This window comes from Coleofasciculus sp. G2-EDA-02 (genome assembly GCF_040226375.1).
Classification (GTDB): domain Bacteria; phylum Cyanobacteriota; class Cyanobacteriia; order Cyanobacteriales; family Coleofasciculaceae; genus Coleofasciculus.
In genome coordinates, this window is record NZ_JAVKEW010000085.1 from 23,369 (window position 1) to 45,429 (window position 22,061).

Genomic DNA, 22,061 nt, shown 5'->3' on the forward strand with positions numbered 1-22,061 from the left:
CTGTACTAAAAGCCTAATAAGATTACCCAGCTTATAGCTCACCCATGTCACCCTAAGTCCTGAGAATGCCTAACCCCGCTTCCCGTTCAATATAATCGGCTAGATTAATAAAATCATCGCGGGGATAACAAATTCCGCCCACCAGTTTAAACGCTAACTCACTGCGAGCTTCTTCGGGATTTTCCAGTAAATGAATTCCCCAATAATACAGTTGATCACTAGAGCGAATACAAGCGTATTTTGGATCAATACAATGAAACTTATTGTCGAAGGCTTTGACCTCATTATACGTATTCAAAAACGTATCTCTGAGCAACCGCAATCGCCTCTTAGACCCCGGATATTTAAAATTATTTACCAGCACAAATAAGTGAGCTTGTTGATTGAGTTCTCGGATTTCTTTTACCGTATCTTTAATCACTTGACCATGTTTGTTCAGTCCCAAGGGATTTAAGGTAGTCGGAATAATACAATAGTCAAATTGACTCACCAGCTCTTTGGGGTTACGTTCTAAGGCAGGTGAGCAATCACAAACAACTACTTTACAATCCCGTGCTGCATCTTCATGCCACTCACGCCAATCATAGACAGCAATATAGGTACTCGCCCCAACCCCTCTAGGGCGGGGAACATCCACCCCATCTCCTAATAGCTTTTGCAGGTTTTGTTCCGGGTCTAAATCGACGAGCGCTACATTAAATCCTTCCAAAGCAAACGCGCCAGCTAAATGAGCCGCTACTGTCGTTTTGCCAACGCCACCTTTACAGGTAAAAACCCCAACATAAATTTTACCCGATTTCGGCGGTTCTGGCGGTGGTAATTCATCCTCATTAACCCAGAGAATTTGATTATCCGCCGTAATTCCACATTGAATTTTAGCATCTGAACCCCAGGAGCGAATTAAAGCATTCGCGGGCGCACCATAGCCTTTGGTGGTGATAAAAAAGCCACAGTTAAAGTTTTGACCTGCTTTCGATTCTAAAAACCCTAAAAATCTGAGGATTTGGGGTTTTTGGACATTACTAATCAACCATTTCAGATGAACCGCACCAACTTGACCCTCTTTGCTAACCACTAAATCATACTCCGGCGGCTTGGGGTCGGGAGTGGTGACTGTCCACCCCTCGTTTTGAAAAATAGTTGCTACATGTTGCTCAAACTGAGCAAAGTCTCTCATATAAGGCGGCTTTCGAGATGATGACATAACTACGATGAAGTAATAAGTAATAAGTAATAAATCAAAAAGGGGATGCCAGAGAGGATAAACCGTTGTTTTTACTTACACACATTTTGCCCAATAAGTCAACCCTTGTTTTTAAGCGACTCTCTGGACTATTGTAACTTTTATCACCAATTCGCCCCACGTTTCTGGCGATCGGGGAAGGGGTGATTGCGAAGACCCAACGCGCTGGTTAGTGGAACCTGGTTTGTCGGGGTTCTTTTCACTATTATCATTTGTTGTCACCTTGATGTTACTCGCGCCCGCCCCCATCTCCCTTGTCTCCCCCATCTGTGTGATCTCCGTGATCTCTAGTCTCTATAAAAAAGCGGTACTGTTTACAGTTTAAGCCCCTAGATGGATGCATTTGTTCTAAACGCCTCAACAGTGGATTCAATTTAATTCGCCAGAGGGATGTACGTTAATTAATTCTTCTGTAGATTGATAAGTGGAATACATATTGATGATTTTCGAGGACTTATTATGGATCAGACAAATCCTTCAGATCGCCAAGCCAAGACAAAAAAGCAAATTAAATCCGATACCTACGACAGAAACATCGTTCCGGCGGAAACAGCCGCCCGTAAAGAACGGGAAGGAGATAACTATAAGGCAAAGATTACGCAAGATAAGCAAAGCAATCCTGATAGTATCGACACCACTGAAGGTTATACCGTAGACAACGAAGGCTTGGTCAATAACTTTGCCATAGAACCCGAAATGTATGTCAACGAACCGGGCGACTTGCGCGAAAAAGAAGAACAAGAGACGGCTAAACGTCGCCAAGAACTTCAACAACTCGATGAAGAACGCGAAGGCGAGTTGACGATGGAAAAAGATGAGCGTGGTAGAGGACCCGGACTTATCTAAGATAGATATGCAAAACTGATTACCTTTTGATAATTGAATACCATTTGGTACAGAAGAGGGCAGTCAACCCTCTTTTTTTATGGAATTTATGTAAGTATTAAGTTTTGTAACTCATAGAGTTAAGCCCAGATACTAAGTAGTCGGACTAAATTAAAGTTGACGGTTGGGATTAGGAAAAAGGGAAAGCAGCCTCCCATTCCATCACTTATTGTGGCTTAATCTTTTATCATAAGGATATTAAAAGACATCGTATTTATCAATGAATGTTTGGCAAGCGGATTTTTACCGACGTCCTCTGCGAAATGAAACTGGACAAGTCTTGTGGGAATTATTGATTGGCGATACTATAGGCAACGTTATCTATAAATCATTCTGTCCTCAGCCAGAGGTAACCCCTGATTGGTTGCTGTCTCAGGTGCAAGTCGCGGCGGCTAAAACAGGGTTACCGGATGCTATTCAAGTCTTTCGCCCCCAGTCGTTCAATTTGTTCCAGGAGATTGGACAAGGATTGGGGATTAAGGTAGAAGCGACACGACGCACTCCAGCCTTAAAGCAGCGATTACAAGAAAGAGCGTTAGAGTATCAACAGCAAGAGAATTACACCGGGGAAGCGTACAACCCCCTTGGCTTGGACAAACCGCCACCTGTACCCTTACCCGAAAATCTCTGGGGCGATCGCTGGCGATTTGCTACTATTCCCGCAGGGGATATTGAGGAGGGGTTTGCCCAACGCCCGATTCCGATTTTACAGATGCCAAATGAACTCTTACCTTTCCATTTAGGTTTAGCCTCAACGGTAGCTATTCCTGGAGTTGTGATTGATGGGGGACGCCAGTCCATGCCATTGGCGCGTTGGCTGCAAAAGGTGCAACCTGTAACACTTAATTATATCCCAGGTGCACCGGATGGGTTAATTTTAGAGGCGGGGTTAGTAGAACGCTGGGTGATGGCAACATTTGAAGATGAAGAGGTTGCTGCGGCGGCGAGGTTGTATGAACAGCGTAAGCAACAGAGTCAGGGGTTGCATTTTTTATTGGTGCAACCGGATGATTCGGGAATGACGTATACCGGGTTTTGGTTATTGATGGCTGATTGATTTTGTCATTTGTCATTCGTTTATGTCATTTGTCATTGGTTATTAGGCATCTTTAATGTTGATGAAGGGCGGGTTTTGTTGAAAGATTATCCGTAGGTATCCAAATTAAATGGCTAAACCCGCCCCTACAGTTACTTTTCATTCTTCGACCCACCCTACTTATCCGATTCATTCTGTTTACGCTCTTTGAGAAAGTAGGTAATCATTTATCCCTTACCTTTAACATGAATTGAACCGCGTTCTTGAAAAACGTATTTATTTTTTAAGTGTTCATACGTGGCATCGGAAACCTGAATATAACCAGGAATACCAGTTCAAACAGAAAGTGATACCTTGATCTGACCCCTCCCTAACCCTCTCCTTGCCAAGGGGAGGGAACAATACTGAGAAATTCTTTAACTAATTGTTGGAGGTGGCTTGGTTCATGAGTTGCCATTACACAAATGCGAATCCGACTGGTGGGAACGGTGGGAGGACGAATTGCTGGGACAAAAATACCTGCTGTTTTTAGCTGTTGTGCCGTGGTGAGAACATCTTTGGCGCTGGGAAATTGAAGGCAGAGAATAGGAGATTCAGACGGCAATAATTTGAGATGGGGTAATGTTTGGGTAATTAAAGATTGGAGCATTTCTACATTTTGCCAGAGTTTAGCGCGACGTTGGGGTTCTTTGTTGATAATTTCAATCGCGGTTAAAGCGGCGGCGGTATCAGCCGGAGATAATCCAGTGGTATAAATCCAGCTAGGGGCGCGATTTCTCAAGAAATCAATTAAAGTCGCTGAACCTGCAACATATCCCCCTAAACTTCCTAACGCTTTACTCAGGGTTCCCATTTGAATCAAGGGTTGTCCAGTACAGCTAAAATGTTCTACACAGCCTGCACCTGTAGTCCCTAAAACACCAGTAGCGTGGGCTTCATCTACCAATACCATGCAGCTAAATTGATCAGCAAGTGATAAAATTTCAGGTAAAGGACACAGATCCCCATCCATACTAAAAACGCTATCGGTGGTGATGAGACAACGGCGGTAATTTTGCCGATGGTGAACCAGTTGACGCTGTAAGTCTTCTATATCAACATGAGCGTAGTCGATAACCGTTGCACCACTTAAAATTGCCCCATTTTTTAGGCTAGAATGATTATACTGATCTGCCAGAATCAAATCACGCTTTCCGATTAAAGCCGCGATCGCACCCAAATTAGCCAAATAGCCAGAACTAAACACCAGTGCGTCTTCAGTTTGTTTCAGGGATGCGATCGCACATTCCAATTCTCGATGCAATTCCCGATGTCCACTGAGTAACCGAGAACCCGTACTACCTGTACCATAATCCTTTGTCGCCCTAATCGCCGCTTCAATTAAGCGATCATCCCCCGCCAATCCCAGATAATCATTACTGGCAAAATTAATCACCTCTCGCCCTGCCAATTTTACCACCGCACCCGGACGACTTTGCAGCGTTTGGACTGAACGATACCAGTTAGCTTTGTGGATAGTTACAAGAGAATCTTCTAACCAAACATAAGGGTTAGTTCTCATATTGTCTCCCCCTTATTTCTTCCCCAAAATTTCTTTGCCAAATCCGCCAACTCCCTCTGCGCCCTCTGCGTTAACCTCTGCGCTCCTCTGCGTTAAAAAAATATAATTTCTATGCTCACCAATTTCTTTATTTATCAATATCTCCAGTTTTATCTTTTTGTTCTTCCGCCTTAGAAATACCCTCAACCAAACTGTCAGATTAAGTGTACCACCGCGAGTCCTCAATCTGTCGCTGGTTCCATGATTTGGGTGAGCGTCGTGAAAAGGCGATCACAACTCGGTGCAGCTTGACGGACTTTTGCCACATCTAACCGTTCGAGAATTTGTGCCGCATGACGTGTTTTATGATACTCTTTCTTTAGAGTCTTAGAGGCTGCAATTCAATTTCTTCACCTTCACTACCATAGGATAGTAAGTTTTTGAGTCGCAGGGTGCGAATTAATCGTTTGCCTTCCATATTGTCCGCCTCGGTCACGTCTTTATTATTTTAGAGTAATCCAGCCGTTGAACGATTTTGATCCGGATGAGTAGCCAGTCACCTCGAATCCTAAGTGAGGAACATCTACCTGAGGCAATCAGCTCTCGACTATGAATCGTATTCAACCGTATTTTATCCCCGCGATCGCAGGAATTATTATTGCTGGTTTCAGTAGCTGGGGTTGGCTAGCCGCAAATGGTAAGGGAACTCCTAACAATCTTGTCGAAAATTCCTCTGAGTCATCATCTCTCACTACGGCAAATCCTGACTCAACCGCCTCCCTTATCGCTCAACCGGATTCCTCTGTCATCCCTGAAGTGAATCCAGTCTCGACTCCCCAACCCGCTGATGCTGTCAAAACCATAACTCTTAATATTTATCGAACTGACAGCCAATGTGAAACCCTTATCCCTGAACCCGTTGCTGTTGCAGCAGAAACCCCAGTAACAGCGTCCGTGGGAAACGTTATCGCCCAAGTTAGTTCGGGTGACTTGGATTTAACGGGTTATCGCGTTAACCTCAATAACGGTATTGCTACTATCGATTTGCGCTTATCTCCGGATTCCCAACGTCAATTTATCTCCCTCTCGATGTGCGAACAATTGGCATTATTTGGTAGTATCCGCAAAACCTTGTTAGAAAACCCCAGACTCAATATTAAAGACGTTCGCTTTACAGACCAAGGAAGAGATATTGTACTTTAATTGTCATTCGTTATTTGTCATTTGTTTGCTCCCTCTGCTAAGAGACGCGCCATGGCGCGTCTCTACATGCTTCCCCATCCCTCATCCCTCATCCTGAGCCAACTCGCTACAATCTAGAAGAATATCAGCTTAAGATTACCGTAATTTGCATGATTCCTACAGTTATCGAACAATCGGGTCGCGGTGAACGCGCCTTTGACATCTACTCTCGTCTGCTGCGGGAACGTATCGTTTTTCTCGGACAACAGGTTGATTCAGATTTAGCTAACCTAATTGTGGCTCAACTGTTGTTCTTAGAAGCCGATGACCCCGAAAAAGACATTTACCTCTATATCAACTCCCCTGGTGGTTCTGTAACCGCAGGAATGGGGATTTACGATACCATGAATCAAATCCGTCCCGATGTCTGCACCATCTGTGTGGGTTTGGCGGCGAGTATGGGTGCGTTTCTCCTGAGTGCTGGGGCGCAGGGTAAGCGGATGAGCTTACCCCATTCCAGAATTATGATTCACCAGCCCTTAGGCGGCGCTCAAGGACAGGCGAGTGATATTGAAATTCAGGCAAAAGAAATCCTGTATCACAAACAACGGCTCAACCACCTTTTGGCTGAACATACGGGTCAACCCCTTGACCGAATTGCTGAAGATACAGAACGTGACTTCTTTATGTCAGCCGAGGAAGCCAAGGAGTACCGCTTAATCGATCAAGTGATTGATCGGCGTCCTTCTGCAACCAAAACTCCAGTTAAGGTGGGCTAGGCAATTTAATCTTGGCAAGAGTGAAACCCGTCCCTACACATCAGTCTGGGCGGGTTTTGCACAAACGTTATCATCAACAGCAAGACGAAAGTGACTAAACCCGCCCCTACTTTCCTCAAATCTGATTAGTCGGGTGTCGGTTCTAATTCGAGATGATGCAAGAAGTCGAGTAACTCTTCATCGGTTAACAACTGACGCGATCGCTTACCATAGGTTTCGATGAGGTAATCCCGTCCCTGTTGATTTGTCCAACCCAGCCGTTTGAGTTCCACATTGGTTCGGGCAATAATTTCGGAAAAGTCAATGGGTGTTTCGGATTTGGGTTGATTGTCACTATCGGGTTCAGCTTCCTTTTGTGCAGGTGTATGAGATGGGGGTGGTGTTAATTCTGGCTCAAACAAAGACTGAGTGACTCCCACTGGGGTGGGTGTTTCTTCCTTAAACATGGGTGTCTGTGATGCTGATACTTCCTCCGTTAAGGAAAGCGGCTCAACTGTATCAGGAAGCGTTACTGTCGGTTCAGGTGTTTGGCTAGATTTTGTCTCAGTTAAGGGGGGTGGCTCAACCGTCTCTGGGAGGGTTTCCTTCGGTTCAGGGGTTTGAGTGGATTTTTCCGATATGGGGTGAGTCTCTATTGGACTAGCACTTGGATTGTCTTCAACCTCAGGTGTTGATTCCAGACTTTCTGAGGAAAAAGCGGGAGGTGAGTTGGGAATTGACTCAGGGGATGAGGGAACTTCAGCCGCCGCTACTGAAGTTTGGGGATGGCTAAGGGGTGGGGACGTTTCGGCGTCTGTATTACTCTCGTGATCAATCGCTAAAACGGTTATTGCTCGAAGTCTTGCTTGGTCTTCTGCTAATTCTACCCTTTGAGCAGCAGCTAGACCGGTTGAGCGGGTTACGCCATCAATTTCCACGCTGACACGCACGATATACTGACCGTGATCGATGGCTAAAAGCTCACTAATCAGGTTCCCTTGAGGATAACAAACTCGGAATTTATTCAACATATACTCCATAAAACTTTACTCAACGCGGTACATTGACACGGTATATTTCGGACTGTCCGGATAGACAACGACAGTATTGTTGGTACGGTGAGGGCGTGTCGATCCAAATATGTAACATAACGTTACATCAATGACTCAGGACAGTCCTGTGGCTTTTGAAACGACCCGGAACAAGAATGGGCAAGTATAAGCCACCCTTTGGTGAACGGGCATTTAGTACAAATTTACCAATTATTTCCCACCTGTTGAACTTCGGCATAACAACCGACGTTTAAAGGCATAACTTTTGATGCTTGACTTCCAAGGTAGGGGTACGAGAATCTACAATAATGACATACTGTCCCAAGTGAGCTGTAACTCACGGACTCTTGCCGCAACGCGACGCCAGCGAGCGAACAGCGGCAATTATCCGAAACAGGTCGTGGGTTAACGTGTGTCCGTAAACCTGAACTGGATAGCTCAAGCCCTATCCGCTCGCGATCGCGTCCCTGAAGAGACGGTTGTATTCTGACAGATCCTATTCTATTTCTATGACTGCTCCGTCAGATGAGGCGCGATCGTTCTCGAAAAGGAAAATAGCTCTTCTGGCAAGAGATGCCATTACCGTTGCCATAGCGATCTTGATCGGTAAGCATTCTGGCATCAAATCCACGGGATTCTCTCAGCCCTTCTTTTATGAGTGATTTGAGCGTCAGTTTCAGTCAGAGAACACGGATATAGGTCAATGGGAGCAACTGGAAAGCACCGTTACCCATTGACTCTCCACGTTTGGAGTAAACTCCCCCACACTAACGCTACGGGTAGCGTATTGCCATTAGGCAAATTCAAGTAAACGCCGAATCAAAGAAAAAAAAGGATTGTTGGATGGAATTTTCAATCGCTACATTACTCTCCAATTTTACCGATGACAAGTCAGTCGCCCCAAAAGTTTTGGAAAAGAAACTGGGGTGTCAGGACGACGAAAATATGCAAAAACTCCAGATTGCTCTGGATGTGCTGGAGAAAGTTGGCATTTTGGAAAAAGAACGGGGTCGGTATCGACGAGTCTATGAAGAGGATGTGGTCGAAGCCAAACTGCGCTGTTCGAGTAAAGGATTTTGCTTTGCCATTCAAGATGTTGAAGGCGCCGATGATATTTACATTCAAAAGAATCATCTGAGTAGCGCTTGGAATGGCGATCGCGTTTTGGTCAAAGTTACCAAAGAAGGAAGTCGTCGCCGTTCTCCAGAAGGACAGGTACGGTTGATTCTCGAGCGAGTGAATCCCTCGGTACTTGCACGAGTCAGACAGGCTGAAGATGGCACTTATCACGCTGTCCCCCTGGATGATCGCCTACTATTTGAACTAGATCTGCGACCCAACAGCGCCCCTCTGGAGGAGGCGGTCGATCATCTAGTTCATGTGCAAGTTCTGCGCTATCCCCTCGGACAAAACCCACCCCTGGGCAAAGTGGCTCGCGTTTTGGGAAGTGATGCCGAAGACGCCGCCGATACGGATATAGTTTGTTGTAAACACGATCTGCGCCGCCAATTTCCCAATCCAGTGTTAAAGGCTGTCGAAGGGTTACCCGACTCACTCCGCAAGACTGATTTGAAAAATCGCCTGGATCTGCGGAATCGGCTGACAATGACGATAGAAGACAAATCAGACTCCCTAGATAGCGCCATTGTCGAAAATGCCTTTACTCTAGAAAAAACCAAGACCGGAAATTGGCAGGTGGGCATCCATATTGCAGATGTAGCCCATTGGATACCCCTAGACTCACCCCTCGATAGAGAGGCGCGAAAGCGAGGAACTGCAGTGTATTTGGGAGATACGGTTCTACCCATACTCCCGGAAAAACTCCTGTCTCAGGTGTCCCTCGTACCCGGTGAAGATCGCTTAACCCTTTCAATGCTGTTAACTTTAACTGAATCCGGACAACTCGTAGAATTTGAAATTCAACCCAGTGTTATCCAAGTAGATCACCAGCTCAGTTATGAACAAGCACAGGCTTTATTGGGAGGACATGAACAAAGCCAACCCGAACTCGCACCGATTGTAGAAAAGCTCAAGGAACTCTTCTTTAGCTTGTCTCCAGCACTCAGAGCCGTGCGACAGCAACGAGGCGCCTTTGAATTGAATGGAACATTGCCAAAAGAAGCCATTGCTCGACCCCTTCCCCACAGCAAAGATGAAGGACGACACGGTGCAATAATGGTTTCGGCGTCTATGCCGTTGCGATCACTCCTGACAGAACTGATGGTACTGGCAAATAAAGTGGTAGCATCCCATTTGCACGCCTTATCCTTGCCAGGAATTTACTGTGTCCATCCGACTCCCGATTTAGAACGGCTGGAAGATTTGCTCAAGTTAGCGAGTAATCTAGGACTCGATGTCGAGCAATCCTTGGAGGAAGATGTGACGTCCCAAGATTATCAGCGCTTGACCCAAATTTTGGCGAAATCAACGGCGGCTAAAGTCCTGAATCACTTACTTCAGGGAACCTTAAAACCGATTGGTTATAGTTCTAAACCTGGATGGCACTTTGGTTTAGCTGATGATACCAGCTATTGCCACGCTGTCTCTCCCGTATGGCGCTATGGGGATTTATTTGTCCAGCGAGTCTTAGAGTACACCTTCTTAGAAGGACGCGATCGCCGTACCACTCGGTCTAAAGATCGGGTCAATCTTCACCATAGTAGCGCCCATGGCAATATTAACTGGAATGTTTTACCCCCTGACATTCAACAAGAGTTGGAAAGTCAATTAAGCACCTTGGTTCCCCATCTCAATGACCGGGAAAAGCTAACCGAAGATGCGGAAATTGATTTAGAGGGCTTGAAAAAAGCCGAGCAGATGAAAGAACGCACCGGTCATGTATTCAGTGGTTTAATTACAGGAGTGCAATCCTATGGATTCTTTGTCGAAATTGAAGATTTGTTGGTGGAAGGATTGGTTCATGTCAGTTCCCTGAAAGATGACTGGTATGAATATCGCTCTCGTCATGCTTGTTTAGTCGGTCGGAAAAACCGCACAGCTTATCGATTGGGCGATCATGTAGAAGTTCAAGTCAAGAGCGTGGATTATTACCGTCAACAAATTGACTTGGTAACTGTTAGTGGCGGTAGCGTGGCGAGTAATGAAGATTTAGAGGATTAAATTTCTGGTCATTGGTCATTGGTTATTTTAACCTGACAAAAAGGACTAATGACAAAGGACAAAGGAGAAAGGACTAATGACCAATGACTAACTGGTATACTCTCAATCTTGTCGATGTTCTCAAACAGCTTAATACCGATGCCACCATCGGGTTAAGTCACAAAGAGGCTCGTCAACGTCAGGACATCTACGGACTCAATGAGTTAAACGATCGCCCCCTAGAAAGCCCCTGGAAAATCTTGTGGGAGCAGTTTACCGCCACCGTGGTGGTGGTGCTGATTGTGGCGGCTGTGATTTCGGCTCTGTTGGGTGAATATAAGGATGCGATCGCGATCTTCGCAATTGTGGTATTTAATGCCATCCTCGGCTTTCGCCAAGAATACCAAGCCGAACGCGCGATCGCAGCACTGAAAAAGCTGGCGGTTCCGACGGTGAAAGTGCGTCGCGATGGCATCCTCGAACAACTGTCCGCCCGTGAACTGGTGCCGGGGGATATCGTTATCCTAGAATCTGGCAACTTAGTCCCGGCTGACTGTCGGTTGCTCGAAAGCAGCAATCTCCGCACCTCAGAAGCTTCACTCACCGGGGAATCTGAACCCATTGATAAAATTTCCCAGCAGATTGCCACAGCTAATCTGCCTTTAGCAGAGCGACAAAACATGGCGTACATGGGTACAGTGATTAGTTATGGGCGGGCATTAGCCGTGGTGACGGAAACAGGCATGAAGACAGAACTCGGTCAGATTGCCAAAGCGATTCAGGGGATAGAACGGGAAGCAACCCCCCTCCAGCAACGGTTAGACCAATTAGGATGGATATTAGCGATCGCGATTTTAATCTTAGTCCTGGTTATTTTTGGTTTGGGGCTACTCCAGGGCGAATCGGTTCGCTTAATGTTCCTCATGGCAGTCAGTTTAGCCGTTGCCGCGATTCCCGAAGGATTACCCGCCGTCGTCACCATCGCCTTAGCATTGGGCGCTCAACGGATGCTGACACAGCGAGCTTTGATTCGTAAATTACCCGCCGTAGAAACCTTGGGTTCGGTAACAACGATTTGTTCGGACAAAACCGGTACCCTCACCCAGAATCGGATGACAGTTACTCATCTGGATCTGATTGGGCATCAAATTGAGTTGGGGATGCCAGAACTTGAGGAGTTAATGATGCCCTCACAGAAGGATGAACAGTCTAAGCTGTTAAAAGAGGAACCCGCCACCGCCTTACTACTCACGGCGGCGACTCTGTGTAATGATGCGATCGCGGAGTTCCATCTGGAGCAATCCAACCCCATCCAAGTTCTCGGTGATCCCACAGAAACCGCTCTGATTGTCGCCGCCACCCGTTTTGGTTTATGGAAAACGGATATAGACTATGCTTTTGAACGGATAACCGAGGTTCCCTTTGACGCTGAACGCAAGCGCATGACTACGGTTCACGAACTCCCAACTACCACAGACAAACGTCCCGATGACCTAAGTTGGCTTAAGCCTTGGGAATTACTCTTTAATCAGGCGCCCTATATTGCCTTTACCAAAGGTGCCGTTGATAGTCTCTTAGATATTTCCACTCAGGTTTGGTTCGATGATCAGATTACCCGATTAAACGATAGTTGGTATGAAAAAATTTCTCATGCCAATAACCAACTTGCGGAAAATGGAATCCGTGTTCTTGGTATCGCGGTTCGTCCCATAGAATCTCACCTCCTCGCCACACTTCCCCTAGAACGACACGAAGATGTTTTAGAGAAAGACCTGATTTTTATCGGCATGATTGGTATGATCGATCCGCCGCGCCCGGAAGTCAAACAGGCGGTTCTGACTTGTCAGAAAGCCGGAATTCGCCCCATGATGATAACCGGAGATCACCCCCTAACCGCTCGCTATATTGCCTCAGAAGTGGGTATTTCTACCAACGGTTTAATGTTAACGGGTCAGGATATGGCAAAACTGTCAGTATCAGACTTAAGTGAAAGGGTTGATGAGGTGTCTGTTTATGCCAGAGTTTCGCCCCAGAACAAATTAGATATTGTTCAGGCGCTGCAAAACCGGGGACATATTGTGGCAATGACAGGGGATGGCATCAACGATGCACCCGCTTTAAAAAAAGCCGAGATTGGCGTAGCAATGGGGTTAACGGGTACAGATGTGGCGAAAGAAGCGGCAGATATGGTGCTGCTCGATGATAACTTTGCCACGATTGTAGCAGCGACTCAAGAAGGACGAGTTATTTACGATAACGTCCGTAAGTTTATTAAATATACATTAACCGGGAATTGTGGGGAACTGTGGGTGATTATATTAGCACCATTTTTAGGGATGCCTTTACCATTGCTTCCTTTACAAATTCTCTGGATTAATTTATTGGCTGATGGATTGTTAGCATTGGCATTAGGCGTCGAACCGGCGGAGCCGAATATCATGTCCCGTCCGCCTCATAATCCCCAAGAGAGTGTCTTTAGTCGGGGAGTGGGTCGAGATATTGTTTGGATTGGGTTACTTCTGGGACTTGTCTTATTAGTAGTTGATTATCACTATTGGTTTACGGGTCAAGCGGCTTGGCAGACGATGGTATTTAGTATATTGACGTTTTCCCGCATCGGTTTAGCTCAAAGCATGAGATCTGAGCGAGAATCCATATTTACCTTAAATTTACTCTCGAATAAGCCATTATTAGGCGCGGTTGTTTTAACCTTTCTATTACAACTTGCGGTGGTGTATGTCCCATTATTACAGGATATTTTTAATACGACAGGGTTATCACTTTCTGATTTAGGCATTAGTCTCGCCATGAGTACAATTGTGATTTGGGCAATGGAATTGGATAAAGGGCTACGTCGATACAAAAAAGCTAAGCTAAATTATGAATTATGAATTCCCTGTTGCCACCATAGTGAGAGTAGCAGCAAATAGGGTGATGAGTAGGATTTGGATATCCATCAGTCATTCGTCATTAGTCATTTGTCCATGGTTATGTATAATTTGATGAACATCCGCTACAGTAGTTACCTATGCCAGGTAATCCGTAAATCGTAGGGGCGGGTTTGACTCCTAACTGATGCAACTCACTATTTAATTCGCTAAACCCGCCCTGATCGCATCCCAGACGAATCGCATCCCAGACGAGAACAGATTTATGATGTTGGTAGGATGCCCTGAGTAGGCATGATTGTTTGGCACGATTGGGGTGGAGAGGGGGCGGGTTTAGATACGTTAATTCCTACAACCGTTACGTTTTTAGTGAAACCCGCCCCTACAGATTTAATTATCGATAAGCAGATTTTATTTAATTAATCAGGTTTTGGAATTCTCCAGCTTTTGGGACATCTGCTTTCATTTTCAGTTTACCTAACCCGATCACATTCACACTAACTTCTAAAGATACATTTTCCGTAGGAATATCTTTTTCAATAACCCGTTTGCTAGCAATTTGCATCACATTTACAGCCCGATCAACCGCCGCAGTAATCGCATCCTCAGACAACTCTGCCGCTTTATCTTGAGTAACATTGGCAACCTTCTCTTTGACCTGTTGTCCTTTTTCTTCTAGTGTATGAGTGACTTGATCCACTACATTTTTCCCTTTCTCTTGAAGGTTTTGCAAATCCATACCTATCTCTTTAGCTTGGTAAAACGATTGAGTCTAGTGTAAGGATTGTACTTCTGTTCCACCTCATCCCAGAGTTAGATTATCTGTCATGCTATAACCCAGACGCGCCATGGCACGTCTCTACAGTCTAGAAATACGGGTCTTCCGTAGTTAGTGTGCTAAATTGTTAGTTGTATTTGCCGGAATATTGGACAGCAATAGCTTTAACCATTTTCATCCGGATTTCAAGAGAGTTTTGATGCGATTAAAAGCTACAGTTCTTTTCTGGTAAGCTTCATGACTCATTGAAGCTAATAGTTTAGCACAGTAAGTCCGGAAGACCCGTATTTCTGACACTAAAAAGTTATGATTCCTTATAAAAATAGGATTGCTCAACAAAAAAAGGGACTCAATTGTCCCCTGATTCTTAAACAGTGCGGAAATCCTCAAACTACATCGAATCGGTCAACTGTGATTGAGTCACCCAAGTCCCATGAAACCCATAAGGAACACGTTGAGGCATCAAAACCCGCGCTATCGGTTCAGCCGTCAAGTCTTGAGCATTCAACACCATCAGTTCAGAGGTGTCTGAATTATGATCATGGACAAACGTGATTAGCCAGCCATCATCTTCAGCCGTGCCATTCGGACGCGGCGCAAATACCGCCTCACCGCCATAACATTTTGCCCCATAGTTGTGAACTTGAGACGTGCCATTACTAAAGTCGTATTTAATCACGCCCTCAAACAATGGCATCGGATTATCTGCCATCTTTGCCGTGTAACCATAGCGCATTTTGCGTCCGATTCGCTGTTCATTGATGCGGGGGAAATCCGAGATGCGCTCATCTAATGGCTCTTCTTGCACTTTGCCTGTGCGAAGATTAAACCGCCACTGATACAGCCGAGCTTTATCAGTCCCAGCTTCAGGCGTAGCCTCTTCAGAGGTTAACACTGTCGTCGAATTCATGCGACAGGCAATCAGCACCACCTCATCCCCTTCCTGATAGGCATTCAGGGTATGGAAAACAAAGCAGGGCAGACTCTCAAACCAACGGATACTGCTATTATCACCATGACGGGGAACAATACCAAACCGACTGGGACGTTCAGGTTTAAACTGAAGCATTGGTTCTCCCTGGGGGTTAAACACCATCGGCAGATCCATAAACAAAGTGTAATCTTGGGTAATGGCAAAATCATGCATCATGACCGGTTCTGGCAAGTCAATTGGCACAGTACGCAACAATTCACCTGATGCCGACACAATGCTGTATATTAAGAAGGGTGGCTGCATGGGTGAGTAGCCAAAAAACATCATTTCGCCAGTGACTGGATCAATTTTGGGATGCGCCGTAAATGGAGACGCTAACTTGCCGTCGTAGGTATAAGCACCAATCGTCTCTAACTCCGGAAGCTTAATCGCGTAGGGTTCCCCACCTTCCCACAGCGCCAGAAAATGACCAGCGTGCCAGATAACAGACGTATTCGCAACATTTTTAACCGAGGGTGGGGAGTTCTCGTCCTTAGGCGGTTCCATTAACCCTGTCCAGATAGCATGACCCGCTTCTCGCTCTTTCTCAAACCCTGGAGTCCGGACATAGCGATCGCGGTAAGATGCTGTACCATTACTAATGTGCACCCCATGTAACATCCCATCGCCATCAAACCAGTGATATTGACCGATAGGCGAAAACTGAGGATTCGGACCATTGCGAACAAACATCCCGGATAAATCCGCAGGAAGTTCACCAATGACGGTTAGTTCATCCGCCGTGATTTCGTCCTGTACTGGGGCAAAATTCCCCGCTAAAAACGGATTGACGGCTGTTGTATTCATCTTGTTCACTGAAGTTGTTACCTACAATTTGGGGAAAAAATTCCCACTATCCTCTATTGTGTCTTGCCGAGACAGAGTCAAGACAGCTGCTGAAGCACCCTAATCCTCAACCTTTTGCTTCAGTACGACTAAGGTAATATCATCAAATGCAGTTCGGCAAAGAGCAATTCCACGTCCACAGAATCGCAAACCTGATCAAATACAAATATGATGAACCTGGAAAGTCAAGCCTTTAGCGCCAACGGGATGATTCCTTCCCAGTACACCTGTGATGGAGAGGAGATTTCTCCCGAACTCCACTGGGATGCACCCCCCATAGGAACCCAGAGCCTTGCTTTAATCGCACATTGGGATTAGACGCAGGTGCAACCAAAGCGCAGATTCAAGCCGCGATGAGTGGTCATATTCTGGCAAATGGGGAACTGATTGGACGTTACTCGCGAGCTTAATTGGGTTAAAGTTAGGGGTTTTCTCTGTTACAATCCTCTTTGTTCAAAACTTCTGCTCTTAAAACTGGCACCGCAACCCTACCACTTGCCCCTTGAGGATGTCCTGATGTCTAGCTCTGGTTGGCGTAAACCAAAACCATTACACTCAATAGCGACGAGAAGATTAGCTGTGTCCAAGCCGACTTTATTTCTGGTGAGTAGCCTATTCCTCACCGGCGTGACGATAACCTTAACCCCTGTAGCTCAAGCGAGTCAACCCCAGCTAGTGAGCCAGCTACAGCCGGAACAACAGCAGCTGCGTGAATTACTCCGCCAAGCGCGAGACTTGGTGGATGCAGGGAATTATCCCCAGGCGATCGCAACCTATCAACAAGCGGCTAATCTAGATCAAGACAATGCCAGGATTTTCTCCGGAATCGGTTATCTCCAGGCGCGTCAGGGAAACTTCCGAGAAGCGGCGAGAGCCTATCAACAGGCAATTGCCCTTGAACCCAATAATGCAGAATTTCAGTATGCTCTCGGCTACAGTTTAGCCAATGCCGGAGAGAATGCGGGAGCCGAACAGGCGTATCGTCAAGCACTGAGACTTGAAAGCAACCATATTAATTCCTATTGGGGATTGGGGGTTGTCCTCCTGCGTCAAAAAGATTATGACGGAGCTATCCAAGTTTACCGCCAAGTCATCAGTCTTCAACCCAAGAATGCTCAAGCTCACCAGTTGCTGGGTAGGGTTTTTCTCCAGCAGGGGCGTGCCCAAGAGGCGATTCAGGCACTCCAACAAGCCGAAACCTTATCACCTCTGGATAGTAATATTCAGCTTACATTGGGAATGGCTTGGTTAAGTCAGGGCGATATCGACACCGCACTGAAGGTTTTTGACCGCGCGGCAAAATTAGAACCCAATAATAGTCAAGTTTATCTGCAAATTGGCAAAATTCTCCAAGCTCAAGAAAATTTCGCCGGTGCATTGAAAGCCTTTCAACGAGCTGTGGCGGTGCAATCGGATTTAGTTGAAGCTCAAGCCGCTATTGGTGAGATTTTACTCACTGAGGAAAATTACTTAGAAGCCATTGTTGCCTATCGGCGCTTAATTGAAATTGCCCCCCAAGACGCCCAAGCCTATTACAATTTAGGACTAGCCTTAAAAGGACGGGAGCGCATTGCTGAAGCGATTACTTCTGTGGAAAAAGCGCGTGATCTCTTCCGTCGTCAGGACAATCGCGATGGCGTCAAGCAAGCTGAATCTTTGCTACAGGATTTAAAGAAAGCGCGACGTTAAACTGGGTTCGTAGTCGGGGATGCGAGCCTTTCATTCTGTTAAGCTTCCTGCGTCAACCCATATGTAGAGACGTGCCATGGCACGTCTGGGAGCAGGGGAATGCTCTTGCTGATTGCTCTTTCTTTTACTCTTCCTAACCTTTTAATTCATCATTTTTTAACATATATTCAATTTAAATTCATATTTATTCAGATTTTACAAATCTATAATATTTGCTGAATATTCTGTGAAATCATTCCATTCCTATAGACAAGGCAATCACAGATTCAGTAAATTATAAAAATATAAGGGATTACTAATTTTTTAGTTATTCAACCCGAGTACCCTGAGTTTTATAATCCTATCACCCCTCTATTGAACATGAAACAACTGCCTTTACATCTCCTAAGTCACAGCTTACTTGCTACCAGTTTTACACTCATATCCTGTTTTATTTCAACTAACGCGGTACAAGCTTCAGTTATTTCCTTGGATAACACCAGCACATCAACACATACGCTTACTACTGACGCTGTTGTTCAAGTCAACGAAGCAAATAGAAGAATACTTATTAGTACAATGCCTCATATTCCTGAGCATAGTCTGGATCATGATGATGGTTCTGCGTCCCAACCAACTATGCTAATAAGTTTTGCTTTGATAGTTGGTTCTATCGCCGCCACAGCCGCACGTTATCGGCAGTCTTGCTAAATATTGAGTATGAATCGGTTGGCTGATTGGGGTTGGAAGTTAAATGATACTTCTAACCCCTTTTTTTCGTTGTTGTGAATTATATAGCGTTTCACATATTGATACTTGGCTTGAATTGCCATGTCTAGTTAAGCGTAGGTATTTTTAGAGTCTGAAAGGATTAGCTGAGGAGAGATAGGATGTCTTCGTTCCTCCCGTTTATCAGGACTTCATAAATCAAGGCATTTTGCTGAAATTTATGTAAAATTAGATACTTTTTATAGACAACATACGAAAACATTCAGTAACGTAGTAAATAAGAAGAGGGTGCTGATTCTTCTGCCATTCTAAAAAAGTCTCATAAGTTTTCTACTCCTACAAGCAAAGCACAAAAATATGACAACTTTCACCTCTCGTTTACTGGGTTCCAGCTTACTCGCTACAAGCATTGCTCTCGCTTCCTCTTTGGTTTCAGCCAACGCCGCACAAGCCTTAACCATTAACTTTGATAGCACCAGTACTTCAACCAATACTCCAGCGACAGGCGCTTCGGCTCAGGTAGATTTTAATTTCGTTGATGTAGCAGATGGTGTTCAACTTGATTTAAGGTTACTCAATACCACAAATCAACTGGCTACTTCATTTGGGCTAGGAGCGACTGACTCGGAATTTGTAGCATTTGGATTCGATTTACCCGATTTTATTTCATCCTACACTTACGATAGTCTGAGCAGTCCCTTTACCAGGCTTTTCGCCGATGCTGAAATTAATGGTGCTGGCGGTAAAAATGTCTTTGACATTGGCATTCGTGTTGCTGGCTCAGGAACGTTTAGTGGTGGACAAACAGCCGCCGGACTCAATTCAGGTGAGTCTGCACAAGTCAGCTTTTTCCTGAATACAAATGATAATGCACAAGCGGTTGAACAAGGGTTTGCGAATTTATTTAATGGTCAAGAATTCCGTGCTGTCGCTCGCTTCCAATCAGTCGATGGGCTAGGGTTTAGTGGCGCTTCTGACAAGTTACTAGTTAGCACTATTTCTAACAGTGATCCTGGTGATGATGGCGAAGTTTCGGTTCCTGAACCAGGTACGCTGGCAGGTTTAGCCTTGATAGGTGGTTCCTTAGCCGCAGCGCGTCGCCGCAAGTCTTGCTAACTATTCAATTGTTAATTGGCTGGTTGACGGGGGTTAGAAGTTGAGCCATACTTCTGACCCCTTTTTTTAGGGCGCACCGATGTCATTGGTGTCAACTTAAGCGCTAAAAGGTTTGTAGAGACGTGCCATGGCACGTCTGGGAGCAATGTAGAGACGTAGCATGCTACGTCTCTTAGCTGGGGGAGCTGGGGAAGGTTCAGTCTAGAGTTAATATTTTTCCATTGGTAGGATCTAGAAGTCTTGACCTCTGCTGATAAAGCTTTTTGAGGATACTAACATCACCCATACAATAATCAATCACTTGTCCTCGTTTCCCGCGTTGCCAAAGTTCTGGTGCTAACTCTCCTTTCCCTGATTTTCCATACCCCAGATTAACTCTGGCTAGTTGCTCTAAACTGTAACCCCCACGAGTTTTACCTTTAATATAATTAGGCGGCATTCCGGCGGCGACACGGACATGGCACAATAGGTCGTATGTCGTCTTGACGTGTAATCCATTGGCGGCACAAAGTTGATCATCAAAGGCGATAGAATTAAAGCCGATAATTTCTTCGGCTTGATTGATTAGTGCTTGGAATTCTGCTAGATTATCTTCTAAATAAATATGATATCGCTCCTGCCAGGATGAGTAAGCACAGATAACTGATATCCCCATTCCCGAAAAATCTTTCCAGCCTTGGCAGTATTCTAGGTCAGGTGAAGGCTCGTTGTTAGGGATACAACGGGCAATCTCGCAGTCGTATATCACTGCTTTTTGGGGAAATTCTGGTTTAGGCTGAGATATTCTATCTCTTTTTGAGCGTCTATTTGGTAACCAATTCAGCATTTTAAGTAGGTAGGTACAATAAAACTTTCCCTCCTTTAGCTTTATTTCCCTGTCAAAACAAAGTCAATTGTATGGGTGAGTGATCAATCTGATTCCACGGTAAGGGGGGAACGGGTACACCATGATCCGATCGCGGCAATTTGGGACAAAGCTGAAAACCGGGTGACATCTGGGATTTCCACTGCGCGATCGTTTCTGAACTGGGAATCGCGTAAAATGTGGTATTTCCTTCAACTGTCCTCAACCGCTGACTATAAAGATGCAGCAATTGTCCCCCTTGACTCTTCGGCGGATAAAATTCACCTATCCAACCCTTATATGCCCAAACTGCACAACCCAATAAAAAATTCATCTCCACAATGAACCTGCAACGATTAGTCATCTCACCCACGCAACGACAAAACCAACACATTCTCCTCACCGAAAGCCAACAGCATTACCTGGTGCGAGTCTTGCGACTGAGTAAAGGCGATCGCTTTATTGCGATGGATGGACAGGGAAACTGGTGGTTGAGCGAGTTAGCGGCTAACTTGAGTGCAGCTATCATTATTGAATCTATTCCTATCCAAACCGAATTACCCTGTACTATTACTTTAATGGCAGCGATGCCAAAGGGGAGTGGATTTGAGGATATCATCTCCGGTGCAACCGAACTCGGTGTAACCTGTATCATGCCCATTAAGAGCGATCGCACAATTCTCAACCCCAGTCCCCGCAAACTGGAACGCTGGCGGCTTATCGCCCAAGAAGCCGCGGAACAATCAGAACGTCAGATTGTACCTACGATTCTTGATCCCCTGGATTTTACCTCAGCCATTGAACAAGCTATCCACTCAGCCAGCCACTGTTATATTTGTGTCGCACGAGGTAACGTTCCTCATCTGTTAAATTGCTTACCCAACTCAGAAGTTTTCAACTCTAAACCAGAAAAGGAAGATGAGGGCGGGTTTAGTAACCTCAGGGTGACAACAAACGATAGTAGTGAAACCCGTCCCTACGTTCAAAACCAGGTTCCCTCGAACCCAGTGAAGGGTCAAAACCACGCCCTCGAACCCAGTAAAGGGTCAAAACTTCCTGTTATCGCCATTGCGACAGGACCCGAAGGCGGCTGGACTCCCGCAGAAATTGAACAAGCCATGGTTGCTGGATTTCAACCTGTTTCACTAGGACACCGGATTTTACGTGCTGTTACCGCCCCGCTCATGGCTCTCTCTTTAATTGCCGCTAGTTTAGAGGTACAAAAGTTGACATCCTCCCCCGGCTAAAGAGAGCGGGGGATTCCTCACCACGCCACCTTTTTAGGGGTGGTCGCTGATTGGGGTTGACGCTTCGCTGAAGGTTGCCTCCAAATGAGGTCTTACACCCTCTCCACGTCCGTTTATAGTCTCGGAATGCCCTCCCGCGACTTGTATTTACATTACCACAATAGTAGAACGTTATCC

At 45.6% G+C, this 22,061-nt stretch carries 21 protein-coding genes; 12 read left to right on the forward strand and 9 right to left on the reverse strand.

The genetic code is table 11. The features are described 5' to 3' along the window. Positions 1 to 52 precede the first annotated feature (52 nt). Positions 53 to 1,204, reverse strand: coding sequence for a nucleotide-binding protein (locus RLO19_RS09060; protein ID WP_446355700.1), 1,152 nt, complete (start codon positions 1,202 to 1,204; stop codon positions 53 to 55). A gap of 498 nt (positions 1,205 to 1,702) precedes the next feature. Here RLO19_RS09060 and RLO19_RS09065 point away from each other — a divergent pair, with 498 nt between their 5' ends. Then, the gene (locus RLO19_RS09065; protein WP_446355702.1) at positions 1,703 to 2,089 is read left to right on the forward strand and encodes a hypothetical protein; all 387 of its coding nucleotides are present in this window, start codon (positions 1,703 to 1,705) and stop codon (positions 2,087 to 2,089) included. A 259-nt stretch (positions 2,090 to 2,348) separates the two neighbouring features. Continuing rightward, complete coding sequence (locus RLO19_RS09070) at positions 2,349 to 3,185, forward strand: Tab2 family RNA-binding protein (protein WP_446355704.1); 837 nt, start codon at positions 2,349 to 2,351, stop codon at positions 3,183 to 3,185. Between the two features lie 206 nt (positions 3,186 to 3,391). Here the strand turns inward: RLO19_RS09070 and RLO19_RS09075 are convergent, their stop codons facing one another. The 3 genes from RLO19_RS09075 to RLO19_RS09085 all read right to left on the reverse strand — a co-directional run bounded on the left by RLO19_RS09075 (position 3,392) and on the right by RLO19_RS09085 (position 5,105). After that, the gene (locus RLO19_RS09075; RefSeq protein ID WP_446355739.1) at positions 3,392 to 3,493 is read right to left on the reverse strand and encodes an adenylate/guanylate cyclase domain-containing protein; all 102 of its coding nucleotides are present in this window, start codon (positions 3,491 to 3,493) and stop codon (positions 3,392 to 3,394) included. Between the two features lie 41 nt (positions 3,494 to 3,534). Continuing rightward, a complete protein-coding gene (gene bioF, locus RLO19_RS09080; RefSeq protein ID WP_446355706.1) occupies positions 3,535 to 4,725 on the reverse strand; it encodes an 8-amino-7-oxononanoate synthase in 1,191 nt (396 codons plus the stop codon). 221 nt (positions 4,726 to 4,946) lie between these two features. Further along, entirely contained in the window at positions 4,947 to 5,105 is a 159-nt protein-coding gene (locus RLO19_RS09085) for a DUF4276 family protein (protein WP_446355741.1), read from the reverse strand. A 208-nt stretch (positions 5,106 to 5,313) separates the two neighbouring features. Between RLO19_RS09085 and RLO19_RS09090 the strand changes: the two genes are divergently transcribed. Both RLO19_RS09090 and clpP read left to right on the forward strand, forming a co-directional pair. Then, positions 5,314 to 5,907 carry a sporulation/spore germination protein gene (locus RLO19_RS09090; protein WP_446355708.1) on the forward strand — a complete coding sequence of 198 codons (594 nt, stop codon included), beginning with the start codon at positions 5,314 to 5,316 and terminating at the stop codon, positions 5,905 to 5,907. 149 nt (positions 5,908 to 6,056) lie between these two features. Next, positions 6,057 to 6,665 (forward strand): ATP-dependent Clp endopeptidase proteolytic subunit ClpP, encoded by a 609-nt coding sequence (gene clpP / locus RLO19_RS09095; RefSeq protein WP_446355710.1) that lies wholly within the window; start codon positions 6,057 to 6,059, stop codon positions 6,663 to 6,665. A 125-nt stretch (positions 6,666 to 6,790) separates the two neighbouring features. Here the strand turns inward: clpP and RLO19_RS09100 are convergent, their stop codons facing one another. Further along, a complete protein-coding gene (locus RLO19_RS09100) occupies positions 6,791 to 7,684 on the reverse strand; it encodes a hypothetical protein (RefSeq protein WP_446355712.1) in 894 nt (297 codons plus the stop codon). 521 nt (positions 7,685 to 8,205) lie between these two features. On the opposite strand from RLO19_RS09100, the gene RLO19_RS09105 reads away from it, so the two are divergent. From RLO19_RS09105 to RLO19_RS09120, 4 genes are all read left to right on the forward strand, one after another. Continuing rightward, entirely contained in the window at positions 8,206 to 8,358 is a 153-nt protein-coding gene (locus tag RLO19_RS09105; RefSeq protein WP_446355714.1) for a hypothetical protein, read from the forward strand. A 181-nt stretch (positions 8,359 to 8,539) separates the two neighbouring features. Beyond that, positions 8,540 to 10,816 (forward strand): ribonuclease R family protein, encoded by a 2,277-nt coding sequence (locus RLO19_RS09110; protein WP_446355716.1) that lies wholly within the window; start codon positions 8,540 to 8,542, stop codon positions 10,814 to 10,816. A gap of 83 nt (positions 10,817 to 10,899) precedes the next feature. Continuing rightward, positions 10,900 to 13,686, forward strand: a complete 2,787-nt coding sequence (locus RLO19_RS09115) for a cation-translocating P-type ATPase (RefSeq protein ID WP_446355718.1) — start codon at positions 10,900 to 10,902, stop codon at positions 13,684 to 13,686. Between the two features lie 291 nt (positions 13,687 to 13,977). Beyond that, positions 13,978 to 14,106, forward strand: coding sequence for a hypothetical protein (locus RLO19_RS09120; protein WP_446355720.1), 129 nt, complete (start codon positions 13,978 to 13,980; stop codon positions 14,104 to 14,106). On the opposite strand, the gene RLO19_RS09125 is transcribed toward RLO19_RS09120, so the two are convergent. After that, positions 14,099 to 14,422, reverse strand: coding sequence for a hypothetical protein (locus tag RLO19_RS09125; protein ID WP_446355722.1), 324 nt, complete (start codon positions 14,420 to 14,422; stop codon positions 14,099 to 14,101). The genes RLO19_RS09120 and RLO19_RS09125 overlap by 8 nt on opposite strands. A gap of 430 nt (positions 14,423 to 14,852) precedes the next feature. Further along, positions 14,853 to 16,241, reverse strand: coding sequence for a carotenoid oxygenase family protein (locus RLO19_RS09130; RefSeq protein ID WP_446355724.1), 1,389 nt, complete (start codon positions 16,239 to 16,241; stop codon positions 14,853 to 14,855). Between the two features lie 207 nt (positions 16,242 to 16,448). On the opposite strand from RLO19_RS09130, the gene RLO19_RS09135 reads away from it, so the two are divergent. From RLO19_RS09135 to RLO19_RS09145, 3 genes are all read left to right on the forward strand, one after another. After that, positions 16,449 to 16,598, forward strand: a complete 150-nt coding sequence (locus tag RLO19_RS09135; RefSeq protein ID WP_446355726.1) for a hypothetical protein — start codon at positions 16,449 to 16,451, stop codon at positions 16,596 to 16,598. Positions 16,599 to 16,859: 261 nt separating this feature from the next. Beyond that, positions 16,860 to 17,969, forward strand: coding sequence for a tetratricopeptide repeat protein (locus tag RLO19_RS09140; protein WP_446355728.1), 1,110 nt, complete (start codon positions 16,860 to 16,862; stop codon positions 17,967 to 17,969). Between the two features lie 1,065 nt (positions 17,970 to 19,034). Beyond that, positions 19,035 to 19,793, forward strand: a complete 759-nt coding sequence (locus RLO19_RS09145) for a PEP-CTERM sorting domain-containing protein (RefSeq protein WP_446355730.1) — start codon at positions 19,035 to 19,037, stop codon at positions 19,791 to 19,793. A 196-nt stretch (positions 19,794 to 19,989) separates the two neighbouring features. On the opposite strand, the gene RLO19_RS09150 is transcribed toward RLO19_RS09145, so the two are convergent. Beyond that, a complete protein-coding gene (locus RLO19_RS09150) occupies positions 19,990 to 20,541 on the reverse strand; it encodes a hypothetical protein (RefSeq protein WP_446355731.1) in 552 nt (183 codons plus the stop codon). Between the two features lie 130 nt (positions 20,542 to 20,671). Next, positions 20,672 to 20,971 carry a DUF72 domain-containing protein gene (locus tag RLO19_RS09155; RefSeq protein WP_446355733.1) on the reverse strand — a complete coding sequence of 100 codons (300 nt, stop codon included), beginning with the start codon at positions 20,969 to 20,971 and terminating at the stop codon, positions 20,672 to 20,674. A 7-nt stretch (positions 20,972 to 20,978) separates the two neighbouring features. Here RLO19_RS09155 and RLO19_RS09160 point away from each other — a divergent pair, with 7 nt between their 5' ends. After that, the gene (locus RLO19_RS09160) at positions 20,979 to 21,884 is read left to right on the forward strand and encodes an RsmE family RNA methyltransferase (RefSeq protein ID WP_446355735.1); all 906 of its coding nucleotides are present in this window, start codon (positions 20,979 to 20,981) and stop codon (positions 21,882 to 21,884) included. Positions 21,885 to 22,061 lie beyond the last annotated feature (177 nt).

What these genes read in the sequence shown, in the direction of transcription:
- RLO19_RS09060 (WP_446355700.1), bottom strand. Translation starts at nt 1,204, where the DNA reads ATGTCATCATCTCGAAAGCCGCCTTATATGAGAGACTTTGCTCAGTTT.
- RLO19_RS09065 (WP_446355702.1), top strand. Translation starts at nt 1,703, where the DNA reads ATGGATCAGACAAATCCTTCAGATCGCCAAGCCAAGACAAAAAAGCAA.
- RLO19_RS09070 (WP_446355704.1), top strand. Translation starts at nt 2,349, where the DNA reads ATGAATGTTTGGCAAGCGGATTTTTACCGACGTCCTCTGCGAAATGAA.
- bioF (WP_446355706.1), bottom strand. Translation starts at nt 4,725, where the DNA reads ATGAGAACTAACCCTTATGTTTGGTTAGAAGATTCTCTTGTAACTATC.
- RLO19_RS09090 (WP_446355708.1), top strand. Translation starts at nt 5,314, where the DNA reads ATGAATCGTATTCAACCGTATTTTATCCCCGCGATCGCAGGAATTATT.
- clpP (WP_446355710.1), top strand. Translation starts at nt 6,057, where the DNA reads ATGATTCCTACAGTTATCGAACAATCGGGTCGCGGTGAACGCGCCTTT.
- RLO19_RS09100 (WP_446355712.1), bottom strand. Translation starts at nt 7,684, where the DNA reads ATGGAGTATATGTTGAATAAATTCCGAGTTTGTTATCCTCAAGGGAAC.
- RLO19_RS09105 (WP_446355714.1), top strand. Translation starts at nt 8,206, where the DNA reads ATGACTGCTCCGTCAGATGAGGCGCGATCGTTCTCGAAAAGGAAAATA.
- RLO19_RS09110 (WP_446355716.1), top strand. Translation starts at nt 8,540, where the DNA reads ATGGAATTTTCAATCGCTACATTACTCTCCAATTTTACCGATGACAAG.
- RLO19_RS09115 (WP_446355718.1), top strand. Translation starts at nt 10,900, where the DNA reads ATGACTAACTGGTATACTCTCAATCTTGTCGATGTTCTCAAACAGCTT.
- RLO19_RS09120 (WP_446355720.1), top strand. Translation starts at nt 13,978, where the DNA reads ATGATTGTTTGGCACGATTGGGGTGGAGAGGGGGCGGGTTTAGATACG.
- RLO19_RS09125 (WP_446355722.1), bottom strand. Translation starts at nt 14,422, where the DNA reads ATGGATTTGCAAAACCTTCAAGAGAAAGGGAAAAATGTAGTGGATCAA.
- RLO19_RS09130 (WP_446355724.1), bottom strand. Translation starts at nt 16,241, where the DNA reads ATGAATACAACAGCCGTCAATCCGTTTTTAGCGGGGAATTTTGCCCCA.
- RLO19_RS09135 (WP_446355726.1), top strand. Translation starts at nt 16,449, where the DNA reads ATGATGAACCTGGAAAGTCAAGCCTTTAGCGCCAACGGGATGATTCCT.
- RLO19_RS09145 (WP_446355730.1), top strand. Translation starts at nt 19,035, where the DNA reads ATGACAACTTTCACCTCTCGTTTACTGGGTTCCAGCTTACTCGCTACA.
- RLO19_RS09155 (WP_446355733.1), bottom strand. Translation starts at nt 20,971, where the DNA reads ATGAATTTTTTATTGGGTTGTGCAGTTTGGGCATATAAGGGTTGGATA.
- RLO19_RS09160 (WP_446355735.1), top strand. Translation starts at nt 20,979, where the DNA reads ATGAACCTGCAACGATTAGTCATCTCACCCACGCAACGACAAAACCAA.